Origin of the sequence: Bdellovibrio sp. HCB288 (genome assembly GCF_047305935.1) — a bacterium.
GTDB lineage: Bacteria > Bdellovibrionota > Bdellovibrionia > Bdellovibrionales > Bdellovibrionaceae > Bdellovibrio.
In genome coordinates, this window is sequence record NZ_CP178619.1 from 1,907,816 (window position 1) to 1,933,831 (window position 26,016).

23 protein-coding genes are annotated in these 26,016 nt (G+C 47.1%); 20 read left to right on the forward strand and 3 right to left on the reverse strand.

What is annotated here, in order from left to right; all coding sequences use genetic code 11:
- Positions 1-15: 15 nt before the first annotated feature.
- The 3 genes from ACLVWR_RS09335 to ACLVWR_RS09345 all read right to left on the reverse strand — a co-directional run bounded on the left by ACLVWR_RS09335 (position 16) and on the right by ACLVWR_RS09345 (position 2,827).
- Positions 16-1,482 carry a DASS family sodium-coupled anion symporter gene (locus ACLVWR_RS09335; protein WP_413580437.1) on the reverse strand — a complete coding sequence of 489 codons (1,467 nt, stop codon included), beginning with the start codon at positions 1,480-1,482 and terminating at the stop codon, positions 16-18.
- A 114-nt stretch (positions 1,483-1,596) separates the two neighbouring features.
- The gene (locus ACLVWR_RS09340) at positions 1,597-2,022 is read right to left on the reverse strand and encodes a barstar family protein (protein WP_413580438.1); all 426 of its coding nucleotides are present in this window, start codon (positions 2,020-2,022) and stop codon (positions 1,597-1,599) included.
- Positions 2,023-2,119: 97 nt separating this feature from the next.
- The gene (locus tag ACLVWR_RS09345) at positions 2,120-2,827 is read right to left on the reverse strand and encodes an alpha/beta hydrolase (RefSeq protein WP_413580439.1); all 708 of its coding nucleotides are present in this window, start codon (positions 2,825-2,827) and stop codon (positions 2,120-2,122) included.
- Here ACLVWR_RS09345 and ACLVWR_RS09350 point away from each other — a divergent pair.
- The 20 genes from ACLVWR_RS09350 (at position 2,826) to acnA (ending at position 25,902) form a co-directional block, all read left to right on the forward strand.
- Positions 2,826-4,322, forward strand: a complete 1,497-nt coding sequence (locus ACLVWR_RS09350) for a UDP-N-acetylmuramoyl-L-alanyl-D-glutamate--2,6-diaminopimelate ligase (protein ID WP_413580440.1) — start codon at positions 2,826-2,828, stop codon at positions 4,320-4,322. The genes ACLVWR_RS09345 and ACLVWR_RS09350 overlap by 2 nt on opposite strands.
- Positions 4,322-5,743 carry a UDP-N-acetylmuramoyl-tripeptide--D-alanyl-D-alanine ligase gene (locus ACLVWR_RS09355; protein WP_413580441.1) on the forward strand — a complete coding sequence of 474 codons (1,422 nt, stop codon included), beginning with the start codon at positions 4,322-4,324 and terminating at the stop codon, positions 5,741-5,743. Before ACLVWR_RS09350 ends, ACLVWR_RS09355 begins: the two co-directional genes overlap by 1 nt.
- 80 nt (positions 5,744-5,823) lie before the next feature.
- A complete protein-coding gene (locus ACLVWR_RS09360) occupies positions 5,824-6,846 on the forward strand; it encodes a hypothetical protein (RefSeq protein WP_413580442.1) in 1,023 nt (340 codons plus the stop codon).
- 5 nt (positions 6,847-6,851) lie between these two features.
- On the forward strand, positions 6,852-7,334 hold the full coding sequence (locus ACLVWR_RS09365) for an SRPBCC family protein (RefSeq protein ID WP_413580443.1): 483 nt from the start codon (positions 6,852-6,854) through the stop codon (positions 7,332-7,334).
- 338 nt (positions 7,335-7,672) lie between these two features.
- The gene (locus ACLVWR_RS09370) at positions 7,673-8,050 is read left to right on the forward strand and encodes a hypothetical protein (protein WP_413580444.1); all 378 of its coding nucleotides are present in this window, start codon (positions 7,673-7,675) and stop codon (positions 8,048-8,050) included.
- 377 nt (positions 8,051-8,427) lie between these two features.
- Positions 8,428-8,970, forward strand: coding sequence for a hypothetical protein (locus ACLVWR_RS09375; RefSeq protein ID WP_413580445.1), 543 nt, complete (start codon positions 8,428-8,430; stop codon positions 8,968-8,970).
- Between the two features lie 210 nt (positions 8,971-9,180).
- The gene (gene mraY / locus ACLVWR_RS09380) at positions 9,181-10,257 is read left to right on the forward strand and encodes a phospho-N-acetylmuramoyl-pentapeptide-transferase (RefSeq protein WP_413580446.1); all 1,077 of its coding nucleotides are present in this window, start codon (positions 9,181-9,183) and stop codon (positions 10,255-10,257) included.
- Positions 10,258-10,261: 4 nt separating this feature from the next.
- Positions 10,262-11,650 (forward strand): UDP-N-acetylmuramoyl-L-alanine--D-glutamate ligase, encoded by a 1,389-nt coding sequence (gene murD / locus ACLVWR_RS09385; RefSeq protein ID WP_413577218.1) that lies wholly within the window; start codon positions 10,262-10,264, stop codon positions 11,648-11,650.
- Positions 11,651-11,803: 153 nt separating this feature from the next.
- Positions 11,804-12,172 carry a hypothetical protein gene (locus ACLVWR_RS09390; RefSeq protein WP_340598850.1) on the forward strand — a complete coding sequence of 123 codons (369 nt, stop codon included), beginning with the start codon at positions 11,804-11,806 and terminating at the stop codon, positions 12,170-12,172.
- An 86-nt stretch (positions 12,173-12,258) separates the two neighbouring features.
- Complete coding sequence (ftsW, locus tag ACLVWR_RS09395) at positions 12,259-13,410, forward strand: putative lipid II flippase FtsW (RefSeq protein ID WP_413580447.1); 1,152 nt, start codon at positions 12,259-12,261, stop codon at positions 13,408-13,410.
- Entirely contained in the window at positions 13,403-14,476 is a 1,074-nt protein-coding gene (murG, locus tag ACLVWR_RS09400; RefSeq protein ID WP_413580448.1) for an undecaprenyldiphospho-muramoylpentapeptide beta-N-acetylglucosaminyltransferase, read from the forward strand. The genes ftsW and murG overlap by 8 nt, the downstream gene beginning before the upstream one ends.
- Positions 14,473-15,840 carry a UDP-N-acetylmuramate--L-alanine ligase gene (gene murC / locus ACLVWR_RS09405; protein ID WP_413580449.1) on the forward strand — a complete coding sequence of 456 codons (1,368 nt, stop codon included), beginning with the start codon at positions 14,473-14,475 and terminating at the stop codon, positions 15,838-15,840. The genes murG and murC overlap by 4 nt, the downstream gene beginning before the upstream one ends.
- 221 nt (positions 15,841-16,061) lie before the next feature.
- On the forward strand, positions 16,062-16,808 hold the full coding sequence (locus ACLVWR_RS09410) for a cell division protein FtsQ/DivIB (protein ID WP_413580450.1): 747 nt from the start codon (positions 16,062-16,064) through the stop codon (positions 16,806-16,808).
- A gap of 124 nt (positions 16,809-16,932) precedes the next feature.
- Positions 16,933-18,189, forward strand: coding sequence for a cell division protein FtsA (gene ftsA, locus ACLVWR_RS09415; RefSeq protein WP_340598860.1), 1,257 nt, complete (start codon positions 16,933-16,935; stop codon positions 18,187-18,189).
- A gap of 66 nt (positions 18,190-18,255) precedes the next feature.
- Positions 18,256-19,965, forward strand: coding sequence for a cell division protein FtsZ (ftsZ, locus tag ACLVWR_RS09420; RefSeq protein WP_340598862.1), 1,710 nt, complete (start codon positions 18,256-18,258; stop codon positions 19,963-19,965).
- Complete coding sequence (locus tag ACLVWR_RS09425; RefSeq protein WP_413580451.1) at positions 19,966-20,712, forward strand: UDP-2,3-diacylglucosamine diphosphatase; 747 nt, start codon at positions 19,966-19,968, stop codon at positions 20,710-20,712.
- A 61-nt stretch (positions 20,713-20,773) separates the two neighbouring features.
- A complete protein-coding gene (locus tag ACLVWR_RS09430) occupies positions 20,774-21,334 on the forward strand; it encodes a hypothetical protein (RefSeq protein ID WP_413580452.1) in 561 nt (186 codons plus the stop codon).
- A gap of 3 nt (positions 21,335-21,337) precedes the next feature.
- Complete coding sequence (locus ACLVWR_RS09435; protein WP_413580453.1) at positions 21,338-22,594, forward strand: metallophosphoesterase; 1,257 nt, start codon at positions 21,338-21,340, stop codon at positions 22,592-22,594.
- A gap of 64 nt (positions 22,595-22,658) precedes the next feature.
- Positions 22,659-23,207, forward strand: a complete 549-nt coding sequence (locus ACLVWR_RS09440; RefSeq protein ID WP_413580454.1) for an NUDIX domain-containing protein — start codon at positions 22,659-22,661, stop codon at positions 23,205-23,207.
- Between the two features lie 16 nt (positions 23,208-23,223).
- Positions 23,224-25,902, forward strand: a complete 2,679-nt coding sequence (gene acnA / locus ACLVWR_RS09445; RefSeq protein WP_413580455.1) for an aconitate hydratase AcnA — start codon at positions 23,224-23,226, stop codon at positions 25,900-25,902.
- Positions 25,903-26,016 lie beyond the last annotated feature (114 nt).

Here is a 26,016-nt window from a genome sequence, read left to right on the forward strand (position 1 = left end):
GCCTTTTTGATTTTATTAATAATATCCAAGAATTTTCCACCAAATTGCGCAGGCGCTGCCCCATACAAGCAGGTTCATGACGCTGGTGATGAACCCGTATTTCCACCATTCGCCCATGGAGACATATCCGGCTCCGAATAGAACCGGGGCTGATCCTGTTCCATAGTGAGTTAGTGAAGCACAAAGTGAAGACACAAATCCCAGAAACAATCCGAACATCAATGGTGGCGCGCCCAAACCAACTCCGACAGCAAAAAAGCTCGCATACAATGCCGAGATATGGGCCGTGTTGCTGGCAAAGAAATAGTGCAGATACAAATAGACCGCGATCAAAAAGGCAGAGGCCGCAGGCCAGCCCCATCCCCAAGTGACGATCGAATCTCGAATGGAGGAGGAGAACCAAGCCGTGATTCCCAGTTTATTCAGAAAAGTTGCCATCATAACCAGGGAAGAAAACCAAGTGACAGTATCCCAGGCCCCTTTTTCTTTTAACAGGTCATCCCAAGTCAAGACTCCACTGAATAAAAGAACCGCGAGTCCGATGAAAGCTCCGGCGGTGGCGTCGATTTGAAACCAAGGGTGATCGCTTAAAATTTTTGATCCGCCAGCCCAGATGAACAGGAGAAGGAAAAACACACCGATGACGATCCACTCTTCTTTCTTTATTGGTCCAAGCTCACTTAGTTTTTTTGAAGCAAAACCGGAAGCGTCAGGAGTATGTTTGATTGTGGGGGGATACAAAAAATAAATAATGTATGGAATCACCAAAATGGCAGCAATTCCAGGAACGATCGCTGCCAAGGCCCACTGTCCCCAGGATACATCTATTTGAGCCACATCTTTAATGGCGGCCGTGATCAGAGGATTGGGGGCTGTGGCCGTGACGAACATGGCGCAAGTAATAACGTTGATTTGGTAGGCAACAAGAGTCAGGAACGCGCCCATTTTCCGGCGATGCTCTTCATCGGGAGTAGAGCCCATGGCTTCTGAGATTGATCTGTTGATGGGATAAAGGACACCGCCACCGCGAGCCGTGTTGCTGGGCATGACTGGGGACAGGCACAGTTCCGCAAAGCTCAGTCCATAACTTATACCCAAAGTGCGTTTGCCCACAACTTTCACAAAGTGATAAGCGACGCGTGCCCCGAGGCCTGTCTTGATGAATGCTCTTGAGATGAAAAATGAAATCCCGATCAGCCAAATAAGTGTGTTGGAGTATCCACTCAATGCATCAGCCATTGATTTTGATGGATTACCGGGTGCTGTGACCTGGGAAACTCCCACAAGAAGAATGCCAATCATGGCAGCGCCGCCGATAGGCAGAGCTTTTCCTATGATGGCAACTATGGTTCCTATAAAAATTCCCAGCAATCTCCAGGCATTGATGTCAACCCCATGCGGTGGGCTGATCACCACCCAGAACAGCATGGTCGCGATGAATGCGGCAATAGCAGGACCGAATTTGACAGGAGTCAGTTTCATCGAAGAATCTCCCTGGAAGTTGAGCAAAGCTTTCGTCGGCTATCTTCCAATGGTATTCTTCAATAAAGAAAAGGCATCGTTTCTGATGCCTTTTGTTTGAAATCAAATGGTTTGTTACATCCAAAACATGAAAGTATTCATGCGGTTTTGCTCTTGGGCATCGTTCAGAGTGTCGATCAGAGCCTGCGTCTTTTGTTCACCCAGATTTTCATAAAGGTTCTTGCCGCCGATAATGGTGATGTCCCAGTTTTTGGTAACTGCTGAAGGATCTGTCAGGACGTCATAAAGGGCGTCGAAGTTCGCGCCATAGGTATTTGGAAGTCTTAGTCCATCAGCCACGACAGCGTGCAACTGTTTTAGAGAATGAATTTCGCGACCTTGAATCAGGATCTGAATTTTATATTTGGATTCAAAAACGGTGGCGCCATAAAGGCCTTCACGTTCAATAGTTCTGTCAGGTGTGGCATTGCGAAATGCATGAGCTTGGGTCGCTCCAAAGCAAAGCAGCAGAGCGGAGGCGATCAACAACAACTTTTTCATGGAAATCCCTTCGAAAGAGTTGTGGCAATATAGCATATCTGACAGGAGTTACCTCCTGTCAGGATTCTGGACAGTAAGAACTACCCAATCGGCGTTTTTAACCCTGGCTATTGATATACTGGCTGATCTTTTGAAGCACGATGGGTGGAATCTCGTGACCGCCTCGGAAGTTCAGCAGTGAACCCTTCATTCCATTTTGGGTTAACAGCGTTTCCAGCTTTTGTGCCTGTTTAAAATTCAGAACCTGATCCATTTCGCCATGGCTTTGGAAGAACTTCTGACCTGCACGGTTGGGGATATGTTTTTTCCATTCGTCCTGGCTGACAAGTGTGCCTGACATGATCACCAAACCCCGCGGAGTTTCAGGAGCGCGCAAGTAAAGATCAGTCGCCAGCATGGCCCCTTGGCTGAATCCGCCCAGGATGATTTGATTCCAGGGAACTCGAAGCTGACGGATCATTTCCATCGCCATATCACGGGCTTTATCGAAGCCTTTTGGGATTTCACCGCTGAAATCCCGAGGTACGCCCGTTTCCATAGCGCGTTGAATTTCCATCATGTCAATGGGCCACCATGCTCGCCCGGTCCAGGCTGGGCCAATGGGTACTTCCAAAATTCCATTCGGAAAAAGCCAATTGTACGTCTTATTCGTCGGGATCATTTGTCCCAAAGAGAACAGATCGTTGGCGTCAGCACCATAACCATGGAAGAAGATGATCCAGGGTGCGTTATCGTCTTGATTAATTTCTTGGCAATGTATTTTTCCGAGTTGTCTCATAGCTTGAGCATAATATACTGATCCCATGAAACTACAGCATCTTTTTTCAACAATCCCAGGAATTCCCGAGCACGCTTTGCCAGATATCGAAGTGGCGGGGATTTTTAATGATGCTCGTAAGGTCGTTTCTGATGGACTGTTTGTCGCCATTCGTGGTGTTAAAGTCGATGGTCATTCTTTCATTCCAGATGCGATCGCAAAGGGAGCAACGGTTTTAGTTGTCGAAGACCCCAATCAGGTGCCCAATAACTTCAAAGGTTTTGTCTTGCGCGTGGAAAACACCCGTGAGGCTCTGGATATTCTGTCATCGCATTATTACGGAGACCCGGCGCAGGAAATGTTTTGTGTCGGTGTGACGGGAACCAACGGTAAAACTTCTGTGACCTACATGGTGGAGTCAATCCTGAATCATGCCAGCATGCCGACAGGGGTGATCGGGACCGTCAATCACCACCTTTTGGAAAAAATCTGGCCGTCTGATATGACGACTCCCGATCCAATTTATCTGCAAAAACGTCTGCGTGAATTCAAAGATGACGGAGCACAAGCCGTGGCGATGGAGGTTTCCTCCCATGCCCTGGATCAGCACCGCGTGGACAGTGTGCCGTTTAATACAGTGATCTTCACAAATTTGACTCGCGATCATTTGGACTACCACGAGACCATGGAGAAATATCTTGAGGCCAAGCAGCGTCTGTTCACAGACTTGCTGTGGATGACGGACAAGCATCCTTGTTTTGCGATTGTTAACATCGACGATAAGTATGGTCGTCGCTTGCATGTCGCAGATCCAGCAGTTTTATGGACCTATGGTTCCGACAGTGCAGCAACGTTGCATTTTAAGATCAAGAGCATGGATTTCGCATTGACCACTTTCGATTTGAAAACCCCGATGGGCTCGGTCGAGGTGCAGCTGCCAATGTCAGGTACACACAACGTAATGAATGCGGTAGCTGCAATCGGTGCCGGTTTGTCAGCAGGGATTCCTTTGGAGAAATGCGCGGAAGCACTTTCGCGGTTCACCGGAGTGCCAGGTCGCTTGCAATCGGTGCCGAACAATAAAAACATTTCTGTCTTTGTGGACTACGCTCATTCTCCGGATGCTTTGGAAAATGTGCTGACGGCCCTGACCAGCGTGCGCGAAAGCCTGAACTCCAGTGCGAAAATCTGGACGATCTTTGGTTGCGGTGGGGATCGCGACAAAGGCAAGCGTCCTTTGATGGCCGAGATGGCATTGAAATTCTCGGATTCTGTTGTGGTCACGTCAGACAATCCACGCACGGAAGAACCGCAGGCGATTATAGAGGATATTTTAAAGGGCATTCCAGCCCAGGATAAAGAACGTGTGACGGTGATGGTCGACCGCAAGGAAGCTATTTTGGCAGCGATACACAAGGCCCAGGAGGGTGATGTGGTATTGATCGCTGGCAAAGGTCACGAAGATTATCAAATTATTGGAACCACGAAGTTTCCATTTAGTGATGTGCAGGTTGCAGAACTCGCACTGCAGGGGAGAGCGTAATGAGAGCCATGGATGTGCAAACAGTTATTAAAGTCACTGACGCCCAAGTAATAAGCCAGCATGCGGATCATTTTTCGGGTATCGGCACTGACACCCGTGCCAATCTTCAGGATCAGATGTTTATTGCGCTAAAAGGCGAGGCCTTTGATGCTCATCAGTTTTTGGATAAAGCAGTAGCCCAAGGTGCAACAGTTTTGTTGGTTCACGAAGACAACAGCCAGGTTCAACAATTTAAAAACAAAGTCACTGTTTTGAAAGTGGCTGACACTCTAAAAGCCCTGCAACAGCTGGGTAACTGGGCCCGCCACCAGGCGCAAGGTAAGATTGTTGCGATCACCGGCTCGAACGGCAAAACCACAACTAAAGAATTCACAGCGGCCCTTATTGATACCGTTAAAACTGTTCACTACAACAAAGGCAGTTTTAATAACCACTGGGGTGTTCCATTCACTTTGTTACAGCTGGATTCGAATAAGGAAGTAGCCGTTATTGAGATGGGAATGAATCACGCCGGTGAAATCACCGAGCTTGTGAAAATCGCAGAGCCTGACGTGGTGGTTTGTACGATGGTGGGGCGCGCGCACATGGAGTTCTTCGGAACGATTGAAAAAGTCGCGGAAGCCAAAGAAGAAATCTACAATGCGGCAGGTAAGAACACGATCCGTATTTACAACCTAGATAACGAGCAAACTCATAACATGTATGTTCGTGGTCATGACAAGTTTTCACAGGATAAAATTCTGACTTTTTCCAGTGAAGATCCCCGTGCCGATGTGCATTTGATGATCGATTCAATGAATATGAAAGAGTTGGTTTTAAAAGGCAGCATCAAAGGTGTGACTGGTGCGGCAAAGGTTCAGGTGTTCGGATCGCAAAATCTGACAAACCTGATGGCTGCCGCTGCTTTGGGATTGTCTGTGGGAATGTCTCCGAAGGAAATCTGGGACGGGTTGCCGGCATGTCGTACAAATTGGGGGCGCAACCAGCTGGTTCACCTTAAATCCGGTGCTCAAATGATCTTTGATGCCTATAACGCCAACCCCGACAGTATGAAAGCTTTACTGGAAAACGTTCAATTGTTAACCGTGAGTGGACGTAAAGTGGGGGTCTTTGGGCAGATGCGCGAGATGGGTTCGGCCTCCGCCCAATTGCATGAGGAGCTGGGCGAGCGAGTCGGTAAGGCTGGTTTTGAAAAAGTTTACTTTGTTGGCGAAGATTCTGACGCCTTTACTAAGGGGCTGCAAAAGGCTCATTTCACTAAGGAAAGTCTGATCCAGAAAGATTTTACAGACAATGCAGGCAAGGATCTGGCCACTTTCCTTCGTAATGGAGATATCGCGGTCGTAAAGGCATCCCGTGGCACGAAGCTTGAGCGCTTTGTCTTCCCGTGTGAACCGCTGGATTTCACAGAAAAAGTCTAAAGAAAATAGCCTTCCTCGAAAATCCGACTGGAGTAATCCAGTCGGATGCCATATAACAGTCCTCATTATTAGGAGGACTAATGAAACAAAATCTTTCTCTACTTATCGCAGCTCTTACATTCTCTGCGATGCAAGCTGGGGCGCAATCAAGTTCTGCAAAGATGGGTGCGGCGACACCTGCAAACTCTTCGACTTCTAAAATCGAGGATCTTAAAAAGCCGACTGAAAAAATGAAGGACGTTGACGAAGAAATCACAGATGCGCGTATGCGTGCAACTTTGGGTTCTAAATCCAAATGGTCTTTCAAATCTGACCTTTCTTATTCCGGTGGTTCTGTTAACGATCCATTTGGTTCAATCCGTCCAAACTACCGTGCTTCTGCAACGGCTGAATCTTTGACTTATTTGTCCGGTAACGTGGGTGTGAACGTTCGTATCACTCCTAAAGACAGTATCAGCTTCGGTTCTGGTTTGACGATCAACGATCCATTCCATGGCGATATCACAAAACCAGCATCTGACACTCGCAGAGGCAGAGCCGCAAATGCGGTACTTCCTCGTTACGAAATGTCGACTCCTTTCGTAAGCTGGAGCCGTGGTTACAAAGCTTTTGGCACTCAAATGAGCACCAGCGTTTCCACGACTTATTACACTGATGAAGACACAAGCAAATACCAAAACTATTTGGGTAACGTCTCTTTGTCTCAAGTTTTCTTGGCGAATTTCGGTACGTCAAAATGGAACGGTGGCGTGAGCGTAAGTTTGGCTAAGTACCTTTACAATGGTGCTTTGTCTGATACAGGTTACGTGGCGGCACAAGCTGCTGGTAGATACATGCGCTCTGATATCAGTGCGGGCTTGTTCCCATTCATGCAGTACACGTTCAACGACACGTACTCTTTCAGAACTGTATTCGGTTACTTCCAATTCGCGAAATACGAAGTTAACGACAGATACGTTCAATTGGAACCATACCAATCTGTGGGCGTAGGTATCTCTATCACTCGTGACATCTACTTGTACCCGAACATCCAGTTCACTCCGAAAGACGTACGTGACGACAGAACAAACGTAGCTCTTTCCACGAACATCAACTTGTTCTAATTAATATGACCGGATCGAAATTCATTCCTCCCTCCAAAAAGGGGGAGGATTCCAACAGTCAGGAAATCAGCATCACGATCACAGTGAAGGCCACCGCTGCAGAAATCTGGCGGGCTCTGACTGATACGGACGATCTGGAAAATTGGTGGGGCGACGATGTCGCCCTTGAACCAAAAGTCGGCGGAAAGTTCCGCGAAGCCTGGGAAGATGACGAGGGCAACGAGCAGCTCGCTTCCGGTAAAGTGCTTTCACTAACTCCCAACAAATCCATCACCTTCACTTGGCGCGAAAAGGATTGGGATGCGAAAGCTATCACAGAGTGTTCTTACGTGATCGAAGACAAAGGTAAAATACGCACGATGACCGTAACCCATAAGGGTTGGGATGTCTTTCCAGACAAAGTCCGTGCAAAGCTTTTCAAAGATTTTCAACTTGGTTGGAAATATCATATGCAGGAACTTAAGTCTTATCTTGATGATGAAATTTAATTTGCTCTCTTTTTATCACGGTATTTGAGAGCATTCTAGTGGCTAGAAGATCTTCGATTCAATGACTTTGATCACCTGATTTCAATGTGCTCGGTGATCTTGATTCGCGCAGCACACGATCAATTCAAATTAAATGATGGTTTGATTTTCCGACTGATGCGTTTTTGATTTGTTACCTGATTTTTTTGATTGGGGATAAGTCGAATTCGCTGATCAAAGATTTTTCGATGCCAAATGTTATACATGCGAAGTTCAAATAGTTTGAGGTGGGTCTCGAAACCCCCTTCGCATGGCAATTGCATTTACTCTGTTTATCAAGAAACGAAACAGGGGGTACTGTGAAAGTATCATTTAGAAGTCTTATATTAGTAATGCCATTACTCATGACAACAGCATGTTCGCAATTTGGGACAAGTATGGAGTTTGAACAAATTAACTCGCTGGCAGCTGAGGCCGTCGACGATGGATCCAGTATTCAGGATGTCGCGAGCCCGATTCCGTCCGCTCCAAAACCAGCGGCCCCCGTTGATGTTCCAAGTGTTGGCGATAGCGATGTGCCAGAATGTGATTTTGCGGTGCTTGATCAAAGTAACATCCATGAGTCGATGGAAATTGCCGAAGGGACTCTCCTGACATATCAGACGGGCAACTCAGCTATCAAGACTTGCATCATTTCCAATTGTGAAACAGTAACAGAAGTATCCATTTCTCAATAGCCAGGAAAAGATCCAGGATCAGACATATCCAAGTCAGCAGCAATCACTCCCGCCCATTGCTGCTGACTTCTCTTTTTGTGCTGTAGATTTACTTTGCGTTTCTTCATGAACTTAAGGGGTACATCCTGCGCTCATTGCGGCTATTAACTGATGGTGGGTGAAAGTTTACAGCTAAATGTCTCATGCCGAGCCGAATGACTTGGGTAAATGACAGGTTCCCTTGCAATTGATATTAGGGAACCTTCACGTACTTCGATCAAAACTTTTGCAACGTCAGATCCTGAACACCTTAAACCTGGTTTAAATAGTTATCGACTCGAACAAACGCTGTGCATGGCTTTTGCTTTACTCCTTATTGAATTCAATTTGGAGGAATAATGAAAACCACAGCGACTTTAGTTTTCCTATCAGCGGCTCTTTCTTTTACGACAGCGTGTTCGCAGTTGGGAACACAAGTGGAGTTCGGTGCTTTCAGAAGCGCGCAGGAAATCATTCCTGTCGTGGATGGCGAAGAGCCAGGGACTATATCTGATGAATCCATTCCGGAAGTGATTGATGAGATCCCGGTTATGCCTGGCGAAGTAATCGATGACGACGGAAATCTGGTAACTGACGATGGCGAAGTGATTCTGCCAGCGTGTGATGCCCTTCAACAGGCCGAAGCTAACTTTATATTAAGTCAGGAAGGTTCCAGCAACGTGGCGGGCGTTAGCCAAACTGGCAATGCCAACTCTGCGACCATCTACCAAAAAGGCGATAGCAATACTGCCTGTGTGGTTCAAGCCGGTGACAATAACCAAGCAAACGTTCAGCAAACTGGCTCAAACAACTCAGCGTCTGTAATTCAGCAAGGTAATGGCAGCTCGGCGAATATCGTACAAAGTGGTGGCAGCAACTCAGCAGTAGTTAACCAGCACTAATCGCGAAGGTACGGACACACCTTCTCCACGGTGTGGATCCCAAAGGTACGGACTTACTTAGCAGGTAAGGCCGTACCTTTTTCTTTTTAATTTTCAATAATGATATCAATTACTTATAAATTTCCCATTGCATTTTAAAGCCCGCATGTGCTAAACCCTTAAAGTTCCAAGCAAAATTCAATTTCCAAGGATATAGGGGAATCGCACATCATGCTTTATCAGTGGCTCTATTCAATGTCGGAATACTTCTCTCCATTGAATGTCTTCCGTTACATCACAGTTCGTACGTTCATCGCGTTTTTCACGTCGTTTTTGCTGTGCTGGATGTGGGGACCTTACTTCATCAAGCGCCTGCAATTGAAGCATTTCGGGCAAGCGATTCGTGATGACGGTCCTCAGTCACATAAGAAAAAAGCCGGAACTCCAACCATGGGTGGGGGCTTGATTCTGCTTTCCACGCTGATTCCGTGCTTGTTGTGGGTCGATATGCAAAACCCATTGGTATGGGCCGTACTTATCATCACTTGGGGCTTCGGTTTGATCGGTTATATGGATGACTGGTTGAAGGTAAGCAAAAAGAACTCCAAAGGTCTTTCTGGTAAAATCCGTTTGGCAGGGGAGTTTTTGATCAGCGGAGCGGTGGTTGCGTACTTGGTGCACTTCCATAGCTTGGGTACGACTGTTTATATTCCCTTTGTAAAGTCCTTCGGTTTTGATTTGGGTTATGCCTATATCGTTTTCGCCGCACTTGTTGTGGTTGGAACTGCAAATGCAGTGAACCTGACTGACGGTTTGGACGGTTTGGCGATTGTGCCAGTGATGATTTCAGCGGCGACATTAGGGCTTTTTGCTTACGTAACAGGTCACTACTCGATCGCAAATTACCTGAATATTCCCCATGTCGTGGGAGCAGGTGAGTTAACTCCTGTTGCGGCAACGATTGTTGCTGCGGGAATGGGCTTCTTGTGGTTTAACGCGTATCCCGCGCAGGTCTTTATGGGCGACGTGGGTTCTTTGTCCCTGGGTGGATTCCTGGGCTCAATGGCGGTAATCACTCAGAATGAACTTTTAATGGTGATCTTGGGCGGTGTCTTCGTGGTGGAAGCATTGTCAGTAATCACTCAGGTTATTTCCTTCAAACTCACTGGAAAACGTGTGTTTAAGATGGCGCCGATTCATCACCACTTTGAATTGGGCGGTTTGACCGAAACGAAGATCATTGTTCGTTTCTGGATTATTTCGATTTTATTGGCTGTTTTAAGTCTAGCGACTCTCAAATTGAGGTAGAAGAATGTATAAAGAATATAGTGATTTAAAAGACAAAAGAATCCTGGTAGTCGGTCTTGGTAAAACGGGTGTGTCCTTGGCGCACTTCCTTACTAAGCACGGTGCTCAGGTCACTGTAACGGATCACAAATCCAAGCCAGAGCTTTCTGTTCAACTTGAGCAATTGGGTGACTTGCCAATTAAGTTCGAATTGGGTGGTCACAGTCCGAAAACTTTCATCGCTCAGGATTTGGTCATCCTTTCTCCGGGCGTACCGTCCACTTTGAAGATCTTCGACTACGCAAGATCTCAAGGTATCAAGATCACGGGCGAGTTCGAGTTCTCTGCAGGGTTCATCAAAGAACCAATCATCGGTTTGACAGGTACCAACGGTAAAACAACAGTTGCACGTATCACAGAGGCGATCTTGACTCAATCTGGTATTAAAACTTGGGTGGGCGGCGCGAATGAAAAACCATTGGTGGATTACCTTCGCCTTGATGACAAAGCACAAGTGGTGATCGCGGAAGTATCAAGCTTCATGCTTGAACATTGCGACACTTTCAACCCAGGCAACGTGGTATTCACGAACTTGGCTGAAAATCACCTGGATCGTTATCGCTCCATGGAAGAATACGTAAATGCGAAACGCCGTATCTTCAAAAACACAAATCAAGCAACAACAAGCATCCTGAATGCGGATGACAACGCCGTTGTTGAATTGGCACGTGATCCAGCTGTTCAGCGTGGACGTATTTTCTACTTCTCTCGTAAACCGGCTTTGGAACCACAAATCATGAATATCGGTGGAGCCGTGAATATCGGTGACGAGATTCGCGTGCGCACAGGTCCTGAGATTGAAACATTCAATATCAAGAACATGAAAATGCGCGGTAAGCACTCTGTGGAAAACGTGATGGCAGCAATACTGGCATCTCGCGAACACGGGGCGACTCGTGAAGCGGTTCAAAAAGTGATCGAGACTTTCACAGGTCTTCCTCACCGTATCGAATACGTGCGCAAAGTGGGCGGAGTCTTGTTCTACAACGACTCTAAAGCGACAAACGTGCACGCAGTTCTTCGTGCTCTTGATACTTTCGATGAAAACGTTATTTTGATCGCGGGTGGTAAAGATACGAATTTGAACTACGAACCACTTCGTACGTCGGTAAAACGCAAAGTTAAAACTCTGATCTTGGTCGGGGAAGCCAAAGAGCGCATTAATCGCGACCTTGGTGATTTCTCTGAGACCTTCCTGATCGGTACATTTGAGGAGGCGGTTTTGATCGCTTACCAAAAGTCCAGAATCGGGGACATCGTTCTGCTTTCTCCAGGTTGCTCAAGCTTTGACATGTTTGACAGTTTTGAAGAGCGTGGTGAATACTTTAAAGAGATCGTGAGAAAGTTTCACTGACATATCACACTTCGACCCCGTCGATGTGTGTTGCATGAAACACACGCGCCCTGTTTGTCGGGGCGCAAAAGCAAAGGCTCTCATCTGATGAGGGCCTTTTTTTTGTTTAAAAACCGACTTTGTCGGAAGGAATTAAAAAGCTAGGAGGGCTTTGTGATCCGTATTCTCGTTGTTTCCTTGTCGTCTGTATTCTTGTTGTCTGCTTGTGCATCCGGGACATTTAAAGCGCGCCAGGAACAACGTGATAAATTGGCTGCCAACACGGGCATGTATTGCAACTTCGTGAGTGGTGAGCAGTTTCCGGATATCGAAGTGGAATTGAGCATGGAAATGGCAAAACGCTGTGATTCCTCCCGTGCGTTCTCGATCACCAACTTTAAAAACTCTTCCAATGAAAACGGTGTCGTGTACTGCTGCTCTATGTCGGGCCGCGCACAAACTGCGGTTAACAAGCGCACTGAAGCCAGAGCCGCTTCCGAGAAAAAAGATTCAGGTGCTGAAGTGGTGGAAGCCGCTCCCTAATTCGGGGTCCAGTCTTCCCACCATTCCTAGACGTTCAAATGGACTTCTGATTAAAATAAAGGCGAGCACGCCTTTGGGAGTCCATCATGTTTAGATATTTATCCAGCAGCTTGTTTTTGGCCATCATCACTTTATTGGGCATCGGCCTGGTGCAGGTTTACTCCTCCAGTTTTATCTTTGCGACCGAATCCTACGGAGACGGTCTTTTCTTTTTTAAGCGTCAGTTGATTTTCGCAGTGATCGCATTCGGTGTTTTGATCGGGACGATCCATGTTCCTTTTCGTCTGATTGAAAAACACGGATGGATGTTGTGGTTTGCCGCCGCGATCGGCGTGTTGATGACCTTCGTTCCGGGTCTTGGCGTGCGAGTGGGTGGCGCGATTCGCTGGATCCAGTTGCCGTTTGGTTTGCGCTTTGAACCGGGTGAACTTTTAAAGATCGCATTCTCGGTCTGGTTTGCCAGCTTACTATGCCGTCGCGACAATATTCTGGGCCACGTAAAGTGGTGGTGGTTGGCACTGGCATTGGTTGTTCCATTGTTCCTGTTGCTTCGTCAGCCAGATTTCGGAAGCTTTGCGATCATCCTGATGGTGGGTGTCAGTCTGTTGTTTGCCTTTGGCCTGCAATGGAAATACATCACTGGTGCGGTGGCAGTTCTAATTCCGGCGTTTTACTTCCTGGTGATGTCGGTGCCTTACCGCCGTGCCCGCGTTTTGGCATTCCTGGATCCTTGGGCTGATCCTGCGCAAAAGGGTTTCCAGGTGATTCAAAGTATGCTGAGTTTTCACTCCGGTGGTTTGACGGGCGTTGGTTTGGGGCAAGGGCAGGGGAAACTTTTCTTCCTTCCTGAAGCGCACACGGACTTCACGTTGGCGGTCTTGGGTGAGGAAATGGGCTTTGTCGGATTCGTTGCCATCCTGGCTCTGTATGGATTTGTTGTCTTCCGCGGAATTCAAATCGCCATCAAAGCCGAAGATCCATTCAAAAGAGCATTGGCTTTAGGGCTTTCTGTCACTTTTGGAATGAGCGTCTTCATCAATGCGGGTGTTGTAATGGGCCTGCTTCCAACAAAAGGTCTGACGCTTCCTTTCTTAAGTTACGGTGGCAGTTCCCTGGTGGTTTTGTGTTTTATGTTTGGATTGATTTTGAACATTGAAAATTCCTTCGAAGAGGATAAATTCTCTAAACGTTTCGGATCATCCCGTTGGAACGCATCGAAAGTGAAAGCACATGACTAAAAAGACCGTTGTGATTGCCGGGGGTGGCACTGGTGGCCACATCTACCCAGGAATCGCTATTGCCCGCGCCATCCAGAAATTGGACCCCGAAGTTCAAGTTCATTTCGTGGGAACTTCGCGCGGGATGGAATCTAAAATTGTCCCTCGCGAGGGATATACTCTGCACCTGATCGAATCCGGTCAGTTGAATGTGAAAAGTCCCATTAAAAAGTTAAAAACATTACTCCGCATGCCATTGGGGTTGTTTCAATCCATCCGTCTGCTATGGCAGTTAAAGCCGTTGTATGTGATCGGGGTGGGTGGTTACGCTTCGGGTCCTTTCGTGCTGGCAGCAAGCATTGTTGGCTTTAATACGGCGATCTGGGAGCCGAATGTCATGCCGGGTATGGCGAATCGTTTTCTATCTCGTTTCGTCGACAAGTGTTTCGTGGTTTTTGAAGAGTCGCGCAAACATCTGAAAAGCAATCGCGTGACTCAAGCTGGGATGCCGGTTCGTGAAGAAATCGAAAATGCGGTGCATGCTCAGAACAAAGATGAGAAGTTTCATCTTTTGGCTTTCGGTGGCAGCCAAGGGTCCAGAGTTATCAACAACTGTCTGAGTGACGCGATCATTGGCGGGGGCGAGTGGACGAAGGATTTATCTGTCGTTCATCAGTTGGGGAGCGCTGATTTCCCTACAATCTCTGTCAAATATCAAAAAAACGGCGCCGATGTGGATTATCATGAGTATATCTTCGATATGCCAAAGTATTATCAGTGGGCGGATATAATTGTCAGTCGTGGTGGGGCCAGCTCCATTGCGGAAGCGGCAGCGTTTGGTATAATTCCTATAATCGTACCATTACCAGGAGCCGCCGATGATCATCAGCAAAAAAATGCCGAAAGCCTTGTCGCCCGAAATGCGGGTCGCATGATTTTGCAGAAAGATTTAACCCCTGAAAGATTGATTTCAGAAGTACAATCTCTTAGACAAGATAAAGCTTTGCGCGAGCAAATGGTTAGGAATATAAAAGATCTTTATGTTCCCCAAGCAGCATCAACCATCGCAAAGGAAATCTTGCAATGAAATTACAACACGCCAAATTCCACTTCGTAGGTGTCGGCGGCATCGGTATGTGTGGACTCGCTGAACTTTTGCACAATATGGGAGCGAAAGTTTCAGGATCTGATATCGCAGACAATGCGAATACAGAACGTCTTCGTGATATGGGCGTGAGAGTTTTCAAAGGTCACGCGGCATCCAATATTGGTGATGCTGACGTTGTCGTTTATTCTTCCGCTATTCAGTATGGTAACCCGGAAATCTACGAAGCTCGTGCTCGTCAGATTCCATTGATCCCTCGTGCAGAAGCCCTGGCCGAGATCATGCGCTTAAAGCGTGGTATCGCAGTTGCGGGAACGCACGGTAAGACCACAACGACGTCCATGACGTCGGCGATTTTCCTTGAAGGCAACCTAAGCCCGACAATCGTGGTTGGTGGTCGCTTTGAAATGATCAAATCCACAGCTCTTTTGGGAGCGGGTGAGTGGTTGGTTGCAGAGGCCGATGAATCCGATGGCAGCTTCAACAAGCTGACTCCGGAAATCGCGATCATCACCAATATCGATTCCGATCACTTGGATCACTATAAGACTTTCGAGAACCTGCAAAAGAACTTCTATGACTTCGCTCTTAAAGTTCCGTTCTATGGAAAGATCATCGCTTGTGGTGATGATCCAGTGGTTCGTCAGATTTTTGAAAACTTCCCAAAACGTATTTTGTACTACGGTTTCGATGAAAAGAACGACTTGGTTCTTTCCGGTGAGCAGGGGAATTATTCCCTGTATCGCAGCGATCGCCTGTTGGGCACTCGTCACTTGGTGGGTAAGTTTAAGCTTAACATCCCAGGTCGTCACAATGCTTTGAATGCAGTGGCCGCTATTTGTGCGGGTCTTGCAGCGGGCATTCCTTTTGATATGTGTGCGGCTGGTTTGCAGCGTTTTGATGGTGTGGATCGCAGATTCCACTTCAAGGGCGAAAAAAGCGGTATCAAAGTTTACGATGATTACGGTCACCATCCCACAGAGGTGCGTGCGGTTCTTCAGGCCTTCCGCGAGAAGTATCCTAAAAACCGTCTGGTAGTTTATTTCCAACCACATCGTTTTTCACGCACTCAGCACTGCTGGCATGACTTCACGACGGCATTCATGGAAGCGGATCAAATCCTGCTGACTGATATCTATCCTGCAGGTGAGGCACCAATTCCAGGTGTCAGTTCTGAAAAGCTTGCTTCAGAGATGAAGCATGAAAATGCGCAGTACTTCCTTCGCGATGACAAGTCTTCGTCGAAGATTGTGTCGATGCTAAAGGATGGCGATGTCTTCATCACTCTCGGCGCCGGCGATGGTTGGAAGTTGGGACTGGATGTTCTGGACAAGATTCAAAACTAAGTCGCGCCAGAGGTAAAGACACACGTTATCCACAAAATGAAGCCCACGGTTACACGCCGCGGGCTTTTTATTTTGTGGAGAAAGTGTGTCCGTACCTTAGGGTTGTACCTTAGGGTTGCCTGTTCCTAGGTCGTGTTTTCGTGGGTCCCACGGGCATTGGTTTAAAGCTGACGGAATTAATTGATAGTCTGGAGTCTGGAAGCCGTTCCTTTGGAGAGTTTGTGAAGAAGTTGGTTTTAAAGCTATTTGTAGGTTTCATTGTTATACCAGCAGCTTTGGTGGGCACTCTCTATTATCTGAATGAAAATGGTTTCTTTAATATTCAAAAAGTCGAAGTTGTTCTGGAGAATCCGGCGGCAGGGCAAGAGCACTATCTAAAACCCAACGTGGATGCCCTTGAAAGTCTATTGGTGAAGTACAAAGGTATGTCTCTTTGGAATATCAAACTTCGCTCTGTCTCCAAGGAGTTGCAGAAGCAGGAGTGGATTGAGACCTTACAGATCTCCAGAGCCTGGCCGACAACGCTTGCGATTCGTGTAAAACCTTATGAAGTTAAGTTTCTATATATGGCCAAGGGTGGAAAGCTGACTCCGATCATCAAGGACGGAAAATTCCTGGATGTGATCGAAGCAAAGCAAGCTCCTGATGTGGCGATTTTGGATGGTGATGCTTTTGGAAAAAAACAAGAGCTTCGCAAAAAAGCGATTGATGTGATCGAACAAATTCCTGCTCAAGGATCGTTCAGCCGAAAAACAATTTCTGAAGTTCGTTACGACAGCAAAGAAGGTTTTTGGATGACACTGATCAAAACCGGAACGCAGGTGAAAATCGGTGAAGACCAAGTGGCACTAAAGGCAGCGCGCGTTTCTCGCGTCGTTGATTATCTCGAAACCAAGCAGTTTGACGCTCGCGTCATAGACGCGGATCTGTCAAAGAAAGTCCTTGTCAGGTTGCGTAAGGATCCCTAAGCTTAAGTCTGGTAGACCATCTAAAGTCGAGCTCGCGTTCGGCTCAGATCGAATAAAATGATTTTATTCGCCGGTCTTTCAAACAAAGACGCCCAAATAGGGTGTCATATACGAGGACTTAGGGATGAGTACATCAAAACCGAAAGCTCCGGTATTGGCTGGTTTGGATATTGGTTCGACCAAAGTATGTTTCGTCATCGGAACCGTCAATCCCGAGGGGAAAATCGAAGTCGCAGGAGTAGGTACTGCTCCTAACACAGGCATCCGCCAGGGTGTTGTCGTTAATATTGAGGCAACAACCGACTCTATTAAAAAAGCAAAAGAAGAAGCAGAATTGATGTCCGGTTACAGAGTCGACGAAGTTTGGGTCGGCGTTTCTGGTACTCATATCTCTTCATTTGATTCAAAAGGCATGGTCGCGATCAAGAATCGCGAAGTCACGCCTTCTGAAATTGATCGCGTGATTGAAGCTGCAAAAGCAGTGGCAGTTCCGACAGATCGTACAGTTTTGCACATCCTTCCAAGAGAATTCAAAGTCGACGGTCAAGACGGCATCACTGATCCAGTGGGCATGTCGGGCATTCGTTTGGAAGCCAACGTGCATATCGTAACCGGCAGCCAGTCCGCGATTAACAACACTGTTAAATGTGTTGAAAAAGCGGGACTTAAAATCGCAGGCTTGGTGCTAAGCCAGTTGGCTTCTGCGACAGCGGTTATCTCCAATGATGAAAAAAATCTGGGCGTAGTGGTTGTCGATATGGGCGGCGGTACTTGTAACAACTTGTACTTCGTCAACGGCAGCGTGGCTCATTCCTCTATTATTCCAGTAGGTGGTTCGCACTTTACTCATGATGTGGCGGTAGGTCTTAGAACTCCGCAGTTCGCAGCTGAAATCTTGAAAAAGAAATACGGTTGCGCAATGGCGTCTATGGTGAATGACAACGAAACTATCGAAGTTGAAGGTGTGGGCGGTCGTAAATCCCGCGTGATCCCGCGCAAGGATCTTGCGGATGTGATCGAGGCCCGTGCTGAAGAAACATTGAATCTGATCGCCAACGATATTCGTATGAGCGGTGTGATGCCAATGTTGGGTTCAGGTATCGTTCTTACTGGCGGAGCAAGTCAGTTGGATGGCCTGATTGAAATGGGTGAGTTTATTTTTGATATTCCGGTTCGCAGAGGGGCACCTTTGGAAATCGGAGGTCTGACTGATGTTGTGAAATCTGGAGAGTTCTCGGCAGCAGTTGGATTGTTACAGTATGGATTGTCACAACGTAAAGATTTGATGATCCAAAGCGCGCAGGAACTTGAGATCAATATCGGAGAGTCGATCAACGGCTTGACGAAGCGTCTTAAGGAAATGTTTGAAAAGGTATTTTAGTTTTTAAATTTACTCGGTGGAGGCTGGAAGCCTCTGGATCTTTTAAGCATCGTCGGGAGGGACAACATGTTTGAGTTAGAAGAAAATATCAATATCGGTGCAAATATTAAAGTAGTTGGCGTTGGTGGCGGCGGTAGTAACGCAGTTTCCACAATGATCGCTTCTGAAATGAGCGGCGTAGAATTTATCGTGGCCAACACAGATATTCAGGCTTTGAACTCACACAAAGCTTCCAATAAAATTCAATTGGGTCTTGATCTGACTAAAGGTTTGGGCGCTGGCGCAAATCCGGATGTTGGCCGTCGTGCTGCGATCGAGTCTTACAACGAAATCGTGGAAAAATTGGAAGGTTCTGACATGGTATTCGTCACTGCTGGTATGGGCGGTGGTACGGGTACTGGTGGTGCTCCGATCGTGGCGAAAATCGCTCGAGAACTAGGCGCATTGACTATCGGTGTGGTAACTAAACCATTCTTGTTCGAAGGTAAAAAGCGTTCTAAACACGCAGAGACTGGTCTTCAGGAACTAAAAGACAATGTTGATACATTGATCGTAATTCCTAACCAAAAACTTTTGACGATTGCTGCAGAGAAAACTCCCCTTTTGGATACTTTCAAAAAAGCGGATGAAGTTCTTTTGCAAGCGGTTAAAGGTATCTCTGATTTGATCAACATCCGTGGTTTGATCAACCTGGATTTCGCAGATATCCGCACTGTTATGTCTTCCAAAGGTATCGCTATCATGGGTACTGGTTCTGCGAAAGGTGAAAACCGCGCAGTTGAGGCAGCTACAGCGGCGATCTCTTCTCCACTTCTAGAGAATGTTAAAATCGATGGTGCTACAGGTATCATCGTTAACATCACTGGTGGTTCTGAGCTTTCATTGTACGAAGTGAACGAAGCAACTACATTGATCACTGAAGCGGCTCATGAAGATGCAGAAATCATCTTCGGTGCGGTTATCGATGAAACTATGGGTGAAGAAGTTCGCGTGACTGTTATCGCTACTGGTTTCGATTCTCACGATGTGAAACTTGTGAACGATATGGCTCAAGTGAACCAAATGCAAAACTTCCTAAATCAGCAAACTGCTCAATTTGGAATGAACAACATGGGTATGGGCATGCAAATGCCACAAATGCCAAGCATGAACCACATGCCGCAAATGCCAAACATGCAACAGTTTCAAATGCCGCAAATGCCAGTAATGCCAACTATGCCGGTTATGCCTCAGCAGGCAGCTCCGGTTGAACTACCGCCAATCGCGGCAGTGCAGTCCCAAGTGATGAACTACACTTACCAACAGCAAGTGGAAGTTCCGGTCACTTCGGGGTTACCCCAGCAACCCGTCACTGAGACTGTAACAGTTCCTCCGGTTGCTCAAGTTACTCCGCAAGTTGCTCAACAAGCAGCTCAATCTGTGGCAGCACAAGTGCCTCCACAAGTTCAGCCGCAAATGATGCAACAAGTTCCGGTTCAGCAACCGGTTCAACCAACTCCAGTCGAAATGGCGACACCAATCCAACCACAAGTTGAAGGTGTTTCCCCTCGTGATTTGTTGTTGGCTAAGGCTCGTGCTTTCAAAGAAAGCCAGGACCTTAAGAACCGTCATGCAAACCCAGAGCAATTGTCCATGAACGTGGACCATGAACAACAATCTTTGGAAGAAGCTCGTCGTATGGCACGTGAAGTGTTGAGCTCTCCATTCTCCTCTCAAAACCTGGAAGTACCTGCTTTTATCCGCAAGAAACAAGGTTTTGATTTGAAGCAAGACTAAGTGGAAGCCTGGTTTATTTCCGACATTCACTTAAAATCCGCAGAAGAGCGCAACGGGCAAATCCTGTTGCGCTTTTTGCGTTCTTTGCTGAAGGAAAATCCTTCGCAGGTTCACCTTTTTATGTTGGGTGATATTTTTGATCTTTGGATCGGCAGTTCTGAGTTCTTTGCCAGAAAATTCCAGCCTTTGATGGATGCGTTGAAAGACCTGAGAAATGCGGGTGCTCGTATTACGTATATCGAGGGTAATCACGATGTGCACGTTGAGGGTTACTTTACCAAAAAACTGGGCGTCGAAGTTTTTGTTGAAGCACAGTACTACCAGATAGATGGCCTTAATGTGCGTGTAGAGCACGGTGACCTGATCAACCTTAACGACATCAAGTATCTTAAATACCGTTCGATCATTCGTAATCCCTGGGTCAAACCACTGAAGGATTTCTTTCCGGGAAGCTTTTGGAATTACATTGGCAATCGCGCCAGTAGGAAAAGTCGTGAGCGCAGCGGTAACTATCGCGAACGTAATGAGCAAGAGCTTGTGTCCATGATTCGTGGGCATGTCGCACGCGCCTATGATGAAGCACCTTTCGATGTGATAATTTCCGGTCATATGCATGTCTTTGATGATTCCATGGTGCAAACTCATGGGCGCGAAGTGCGTTCTGTAAATCTGGGGTCCTGGTTTGAGGACCAGGTAAAAGTGTTTCGCATCAAGGATGGAAATTGCAGTTGGGTGACGATTTCCTAGGTCCTGTGATTGACCAGACTCCGGTTCACTTTTAAAGTTTCCTCTAATGGAGGAATTCCCAATGCGTTTGCTATTGTTTGCGATCCTTTCTTTGTCCCTGGTGGCATGTTCCACGAATCGTAATAAAGCCGAAAAAATTGATACTGAAATCGAACATTCCGCACCGGTTGGTGGCGGCACTATCGGAGTGAAAGATGGCGATATGGTGTATCAGCGCAAAGTGCAGATGAACGAGCAGCTGCGTACTTTGGAAAACGAAGTATATGATCTTGAAGCCCGTGTATTCGGAGGTCCTCGTTATCTGGACAACCGCGGATTGTACGGAGTTCTTCGTGATTGCCGAATTCAAATGGGTGATTCAGATAACAAAGGCGATGGGAAAATTCGCTGGACTGAACAGCGTACCTACGTGACATCCGAAGAGGATTTCTCCAAAATTGGTATCGAAAATAAAAAGGACATTGTCGGTGTTACCGAAGAGGGTCTTCGTGATCGTCTGGATCGTTTCAAAGGCTACAAAGCAACTTTGATCAGTCGCCATGATGAATACGAAACAAAAGTAAAAATGTGTGAGCTGGAGCTGAAACAGCAAAAGGCGAAAGAAAAAGTTGAAGGACATTAAAGAATGAATTTTGGAAAAGTTGGATCGGTCTTGGGGATTCTTGTTATCGCGGCTTGTGCGCACAAGCCCATGGACCGAGTGGAAGGGTTGACCTATGTGGGTTTGGCAGATGGAAACACTTCCTTTGTCAGAACCATTGCTCCGAAAAATGGGAAATGTCCTGAGGTAAAAATCAGTAAAGGTTCTGCAGAGGAAACCACTTTGCAGATGACAGCGAATAAATTTGAATCCGCGACGGTGTGCGAGGCGACCTTGCCCGAAGGGACTGCTTCAGTTTCCGTCGCCGGAAAACAGATTCAAATCCCGAAAGCACCCAAGCGCATTGTGGTATTTGGGGATACGGGTTGCCGTTTGAAGGGTGATTACTTCCAGGAATGCAACGACCCAAATCAATGGCCATTCAAAAGAATTGCGAAAGCTATTGAACTGGAAAAAGCCGATTTGATTGTTCACGTTGGTGACTATCACTATCGTGAATCCTGCAAAGATCCAGTGAAGTGTGCTCCCTACAAAGATACATTAGGTTATGGATATCGTCCTTGGGAGGCGGATTTCCTGCATCCGGCAGCACCACTTTTACAAACAACACCGTTCTTGTTTGTGCGTGGAAATCACGAAGACTGTCAGCGCGCCCATGAAGGTTTCAGTCGTTTGTTGACTCCGCTTGGAGAGAGCTCATGCCCGAAATTTCAAGACACACGTTACACTAATTTCGGAAACATTCTGGTGGTAAATTTTGATAATGCCACTTTGTCTGATCAGGGATTGGATCCCAAAGGTACGGAGATGAACCAATGGCGCGAACACTATCGTAAGATGGTGGCGCAAATCAAATCCCGTCCTGAATCTGAAGTGTGGATTGTTTTGCACAGACCAATTTGGGGGCTTTCTCCGAACTGGAATGGTCCTGCAGCGGTTTTACCGGTGAATCTGAACATGCAGCTTTTGGTAAAAGAAATGCCATTGCCGAAAAAAGTTAAGTTTGTTTTCGCGGGTCACATTCACAACACTCAAGTTTCCACGGGGAAACGACCGGTTCATGTGGTGGTGGGTGAAGGCGGTACAGCTTTGGACTACTATGATGAGGCGACTCGCAAATTGATTCCTGCTGGTTTCACAGTGCTGCCTTCCACTCATGGTTACATGGTGCTGGAACAAAACTCCGACGGCAAATGGGTCGGCGTGGTTAAAGACGATCAAGGCAAGGCAAGTTTCAAATGTTCCTTGGAGCAGGCAAATGCTCCGTGCGCGGTTCCTTAAGGCTATTCAGATACGCAGACAAAGGTCGTGACTGACCATTGTCTGCGTGAGATCCTGCTTTTCTATGAAGCATCTTGAAGAAGAAACACTGTCATCCAAGCAAGTATTCAAAGGTCGATTTCTTAAAGTCGAGCAGGACGAAGTTCGTGCGCCAGACGGCAAGATCTATTACCGTGAATACATCACGCATCCTGGTGCTGCGATGATGATTCCTATTCTACCCAACGGCAACCTGATCATGATTCACCAGTATCGTCATGCCGTAAAGCGGGTGATGCTGGAGTTTCCTGCGGGCAAACGGGACGGTGGCGAGGACAGTCTGCTGACGGCAAAGCGCGAATTGCTCGAAGAGACCGGATACTCGGCAAAAGAGTGGAAGTTTTTGACCCCGATTCACCCGGTGATTGGGTATTCCGATGAGCAGATCGATCTCTATTTGGCAAAAGATCTTAGCAAGACCGAGCAGCAACTGGATCATGGAGAATTCCTTGAGGTAGTTGAGATTGCTCCTCAAGAACTTATGTCTCTTGTTCAACAGGGTAAAGTAACCGATGTGAAAACCCAGATCGGTGCCTTTTGGCTTGATAAAATTCTCCGCGGGGAGTGGAATTAAGAGGGAGGATCCCCTCATGTTGGTACAATCAAAAGACAGTTTCAAAACAAAAGAAAAACTTAAAGTCGGTGCGAAAGAATATACGATCTTCAATCCCAAGAAGACAGCGCATCCGAATTTCAAAAAACTTCCAAACTCTTTAAAAGTGCTTCTGGAAAATCTTCTGCGTCACGAGGACGGCGTGCATGTCACGAAGGAAGATATCGATGCACTTCTAAGTTTAAGCAAAGAATCCCTCACCCGGGAAATTTCATTCTTTCCAGCGCGTGTTCTGATGCAGGACTTTACCGGTGTTCCGGCCGTGGTGGATTTGGCAGCGATGCGGGATGCGATGAAGTCGTTGGGTGGTGATCCGACCAAGATAAATCCATTGGTGCCGGTGGATCTGGTTATTGATCACTCGGTGATGGTGGATTCTTTCGCAACTCCTTCGAGTTTTCAGGAAAACGTAAATATGGAATTCCAGCGCAATCACGAGCGCTATGTATTCCTGAAGTGGGGCCAAGGCGCATTTCAAAATTTCAGAGTGGTGCCGCCAGGTACCGGCATTTGCCATCAAGTGAATCTGGAATATCTGGGTAAAACAATTTGGGATGCCAAAGGCCAGCACGGCGAATATGCATTCCCTGATACATTGGTTGGAACGGACTCGCATACAACCATGGTGAATGGACTTGCAGCCCTGGGTTGGGGTGTTGGTGGTATCGAAGCTGAAGCGGTGATGTTGGGACAGCCTTTAAGTATGTTGATCCCTGAAGTGATCGGCTTCCGCCTGGAAGGCAAAATCAAAGAAGGCGCCACAGCGACAGATCTGGTTTTGACCGTCACACAAATGCTGCGCAAAAAAGGCGTGGTGGGAAAATTCGTCGAGTTCTATGGGCCGGGATTGGAAGGTTTGTCTTTGGCAGACCGGGCAACGATCGCCAACATGGCTCCGGAATATGGCGCAACTTGTGGCTTCTTCCCCATCGACGAAGAAACGATGAAGTATCTTAGAATTTCCGGTCGTGATCCGCAAACGATCGCGCTGGTTGAAGCTTACGCAAAAGAAACTGGCATGTGGCGCACATCTGATGACGAGCACTTTGCCTTTCATGACACATTGAAATTGAATTTGGCAGACGTTGTTCCGTCATTGGCAGGTCCTAAGCGTCCCCAAGACCGTGTCCTCTTGGACAAGGCCGCTGGTGATTTCACCACACAGTTGGGAACTACTTTTGCGGTTGGCGCTGACCACACAACGAAAGAAAAATTCAACACACCTGTGGATGGGGCATCTTACTCCCTGGGGCATGGAGATGTGGTGATTGCAGCCATCACAAGCTGCACCAACACCTCCAATCCATCGGTTATGATGGGTGCCGGATTGGTTGCCAAAAAGGCCTTTGAAAAAGGTCTTAAGGTGAAGCCTTGGGTGAAAACATCCCTGGCGCCGGGATCTCAGGTGGTAACAGACTATCTTGAGAACTCGGGACTGCAAAAGTATCTGGATAAAATGGGATTCAATCTTGTGGGGTACGGATGCACGACTTGTATCGGTAACTCCGGACCGCTTCCTGAACCCATCGCGCACGCGGTGGAAAAAGGAAATCTTGTCGTGGCCTCGGTGCTCTCGGGGAATCGCAACTTCGAGGGACGTATCAATCCCCATGTGAAGGCGAACTACCTTGCTTCACCGATGTTGGTTGTTGCCTACGCGCTGGCAGGAACGATGCAATTGGATATCACTCAGGATCCATTGGGTGAGGATGCCAACGGCAAGCCGGTTTACCTGGATGACATCTGGCCGACCAATCAGGAAATCTATGACATCGTCAATAAAACGGTTGAAACCAAAATGTTCGACAACCGTTATGGCAATGTGTTTGCGGGAACAACGGATTGGCAAAAAATCAAAACAACCACGTCACAAACGTATTCCTGGGATGAAAGTACTTATATTAAAAATCCTCCGTACTTTAAAGGAATGCAAAAATCCTCAGGTAGGCTGTCAGATGTAAAAGGGGCCCGAGTTCTTGCTATTCTGGGTGACTCTATCACGACGGATCATATTTCACCTGCAGGCAGTATTAAAAAAGATTCTCCTGCCGGTAAGTTTTTGATGAGCAAAGGTGTTCAGCCAGTTGATTTCAATTCCTACGGTTCACGCCGCGGGAACGATGATGTGATGGTGCGCGGAACATTTGCCAACATTCGCATTAAGAATGAGATGTTGAATGGTGTCGAGGGTGGCTTGACCAAGTACATTCCTACTGGCGAACAAATGTCGATCTTTGATGCTTCGATGAAATACCAGGCAGAAAAAACTCCCCTGGTGGTCGTGGCCGGCAAGGAGTATGGAACGGGTTCTTCCCGTGACTGGGCAGCGAAGGGAACCACTCTTTTGGGGATTCACGCAGTGATCGCTGAAAGTTTCGAACGTATTCACAGATCAAACCTTGTGGGTATGGGGGTTCTGCCTTTGCAATTCCATGCGGGTATGGATCGCAAGACGCTGAATTTGGATGGCACTGAGGTGTTGGATGTTGTGGGCGTAGAGACCATGAAGCCACAGCAGGATGTGACCGTTCGTATCACTCGGACAAATGGCAAGACTGAAGAGATCAAAGTGAAGTCTCGGGTCGATACAGCCGTTGAAATTGAATACCTGAAAAACGGGGGGATCCTGCAATACGTCCTTCGAAAATTGATGTAGGTTTGCAGTAAATGTAAAAGTTATGGACAGGGGGATCGAAAAAATCCCCCTGTCTTTTTTTTCGATTTGTGGGCATCGGTTTTATCAGGGACAATGAGTTAAGATAGCGGAGTT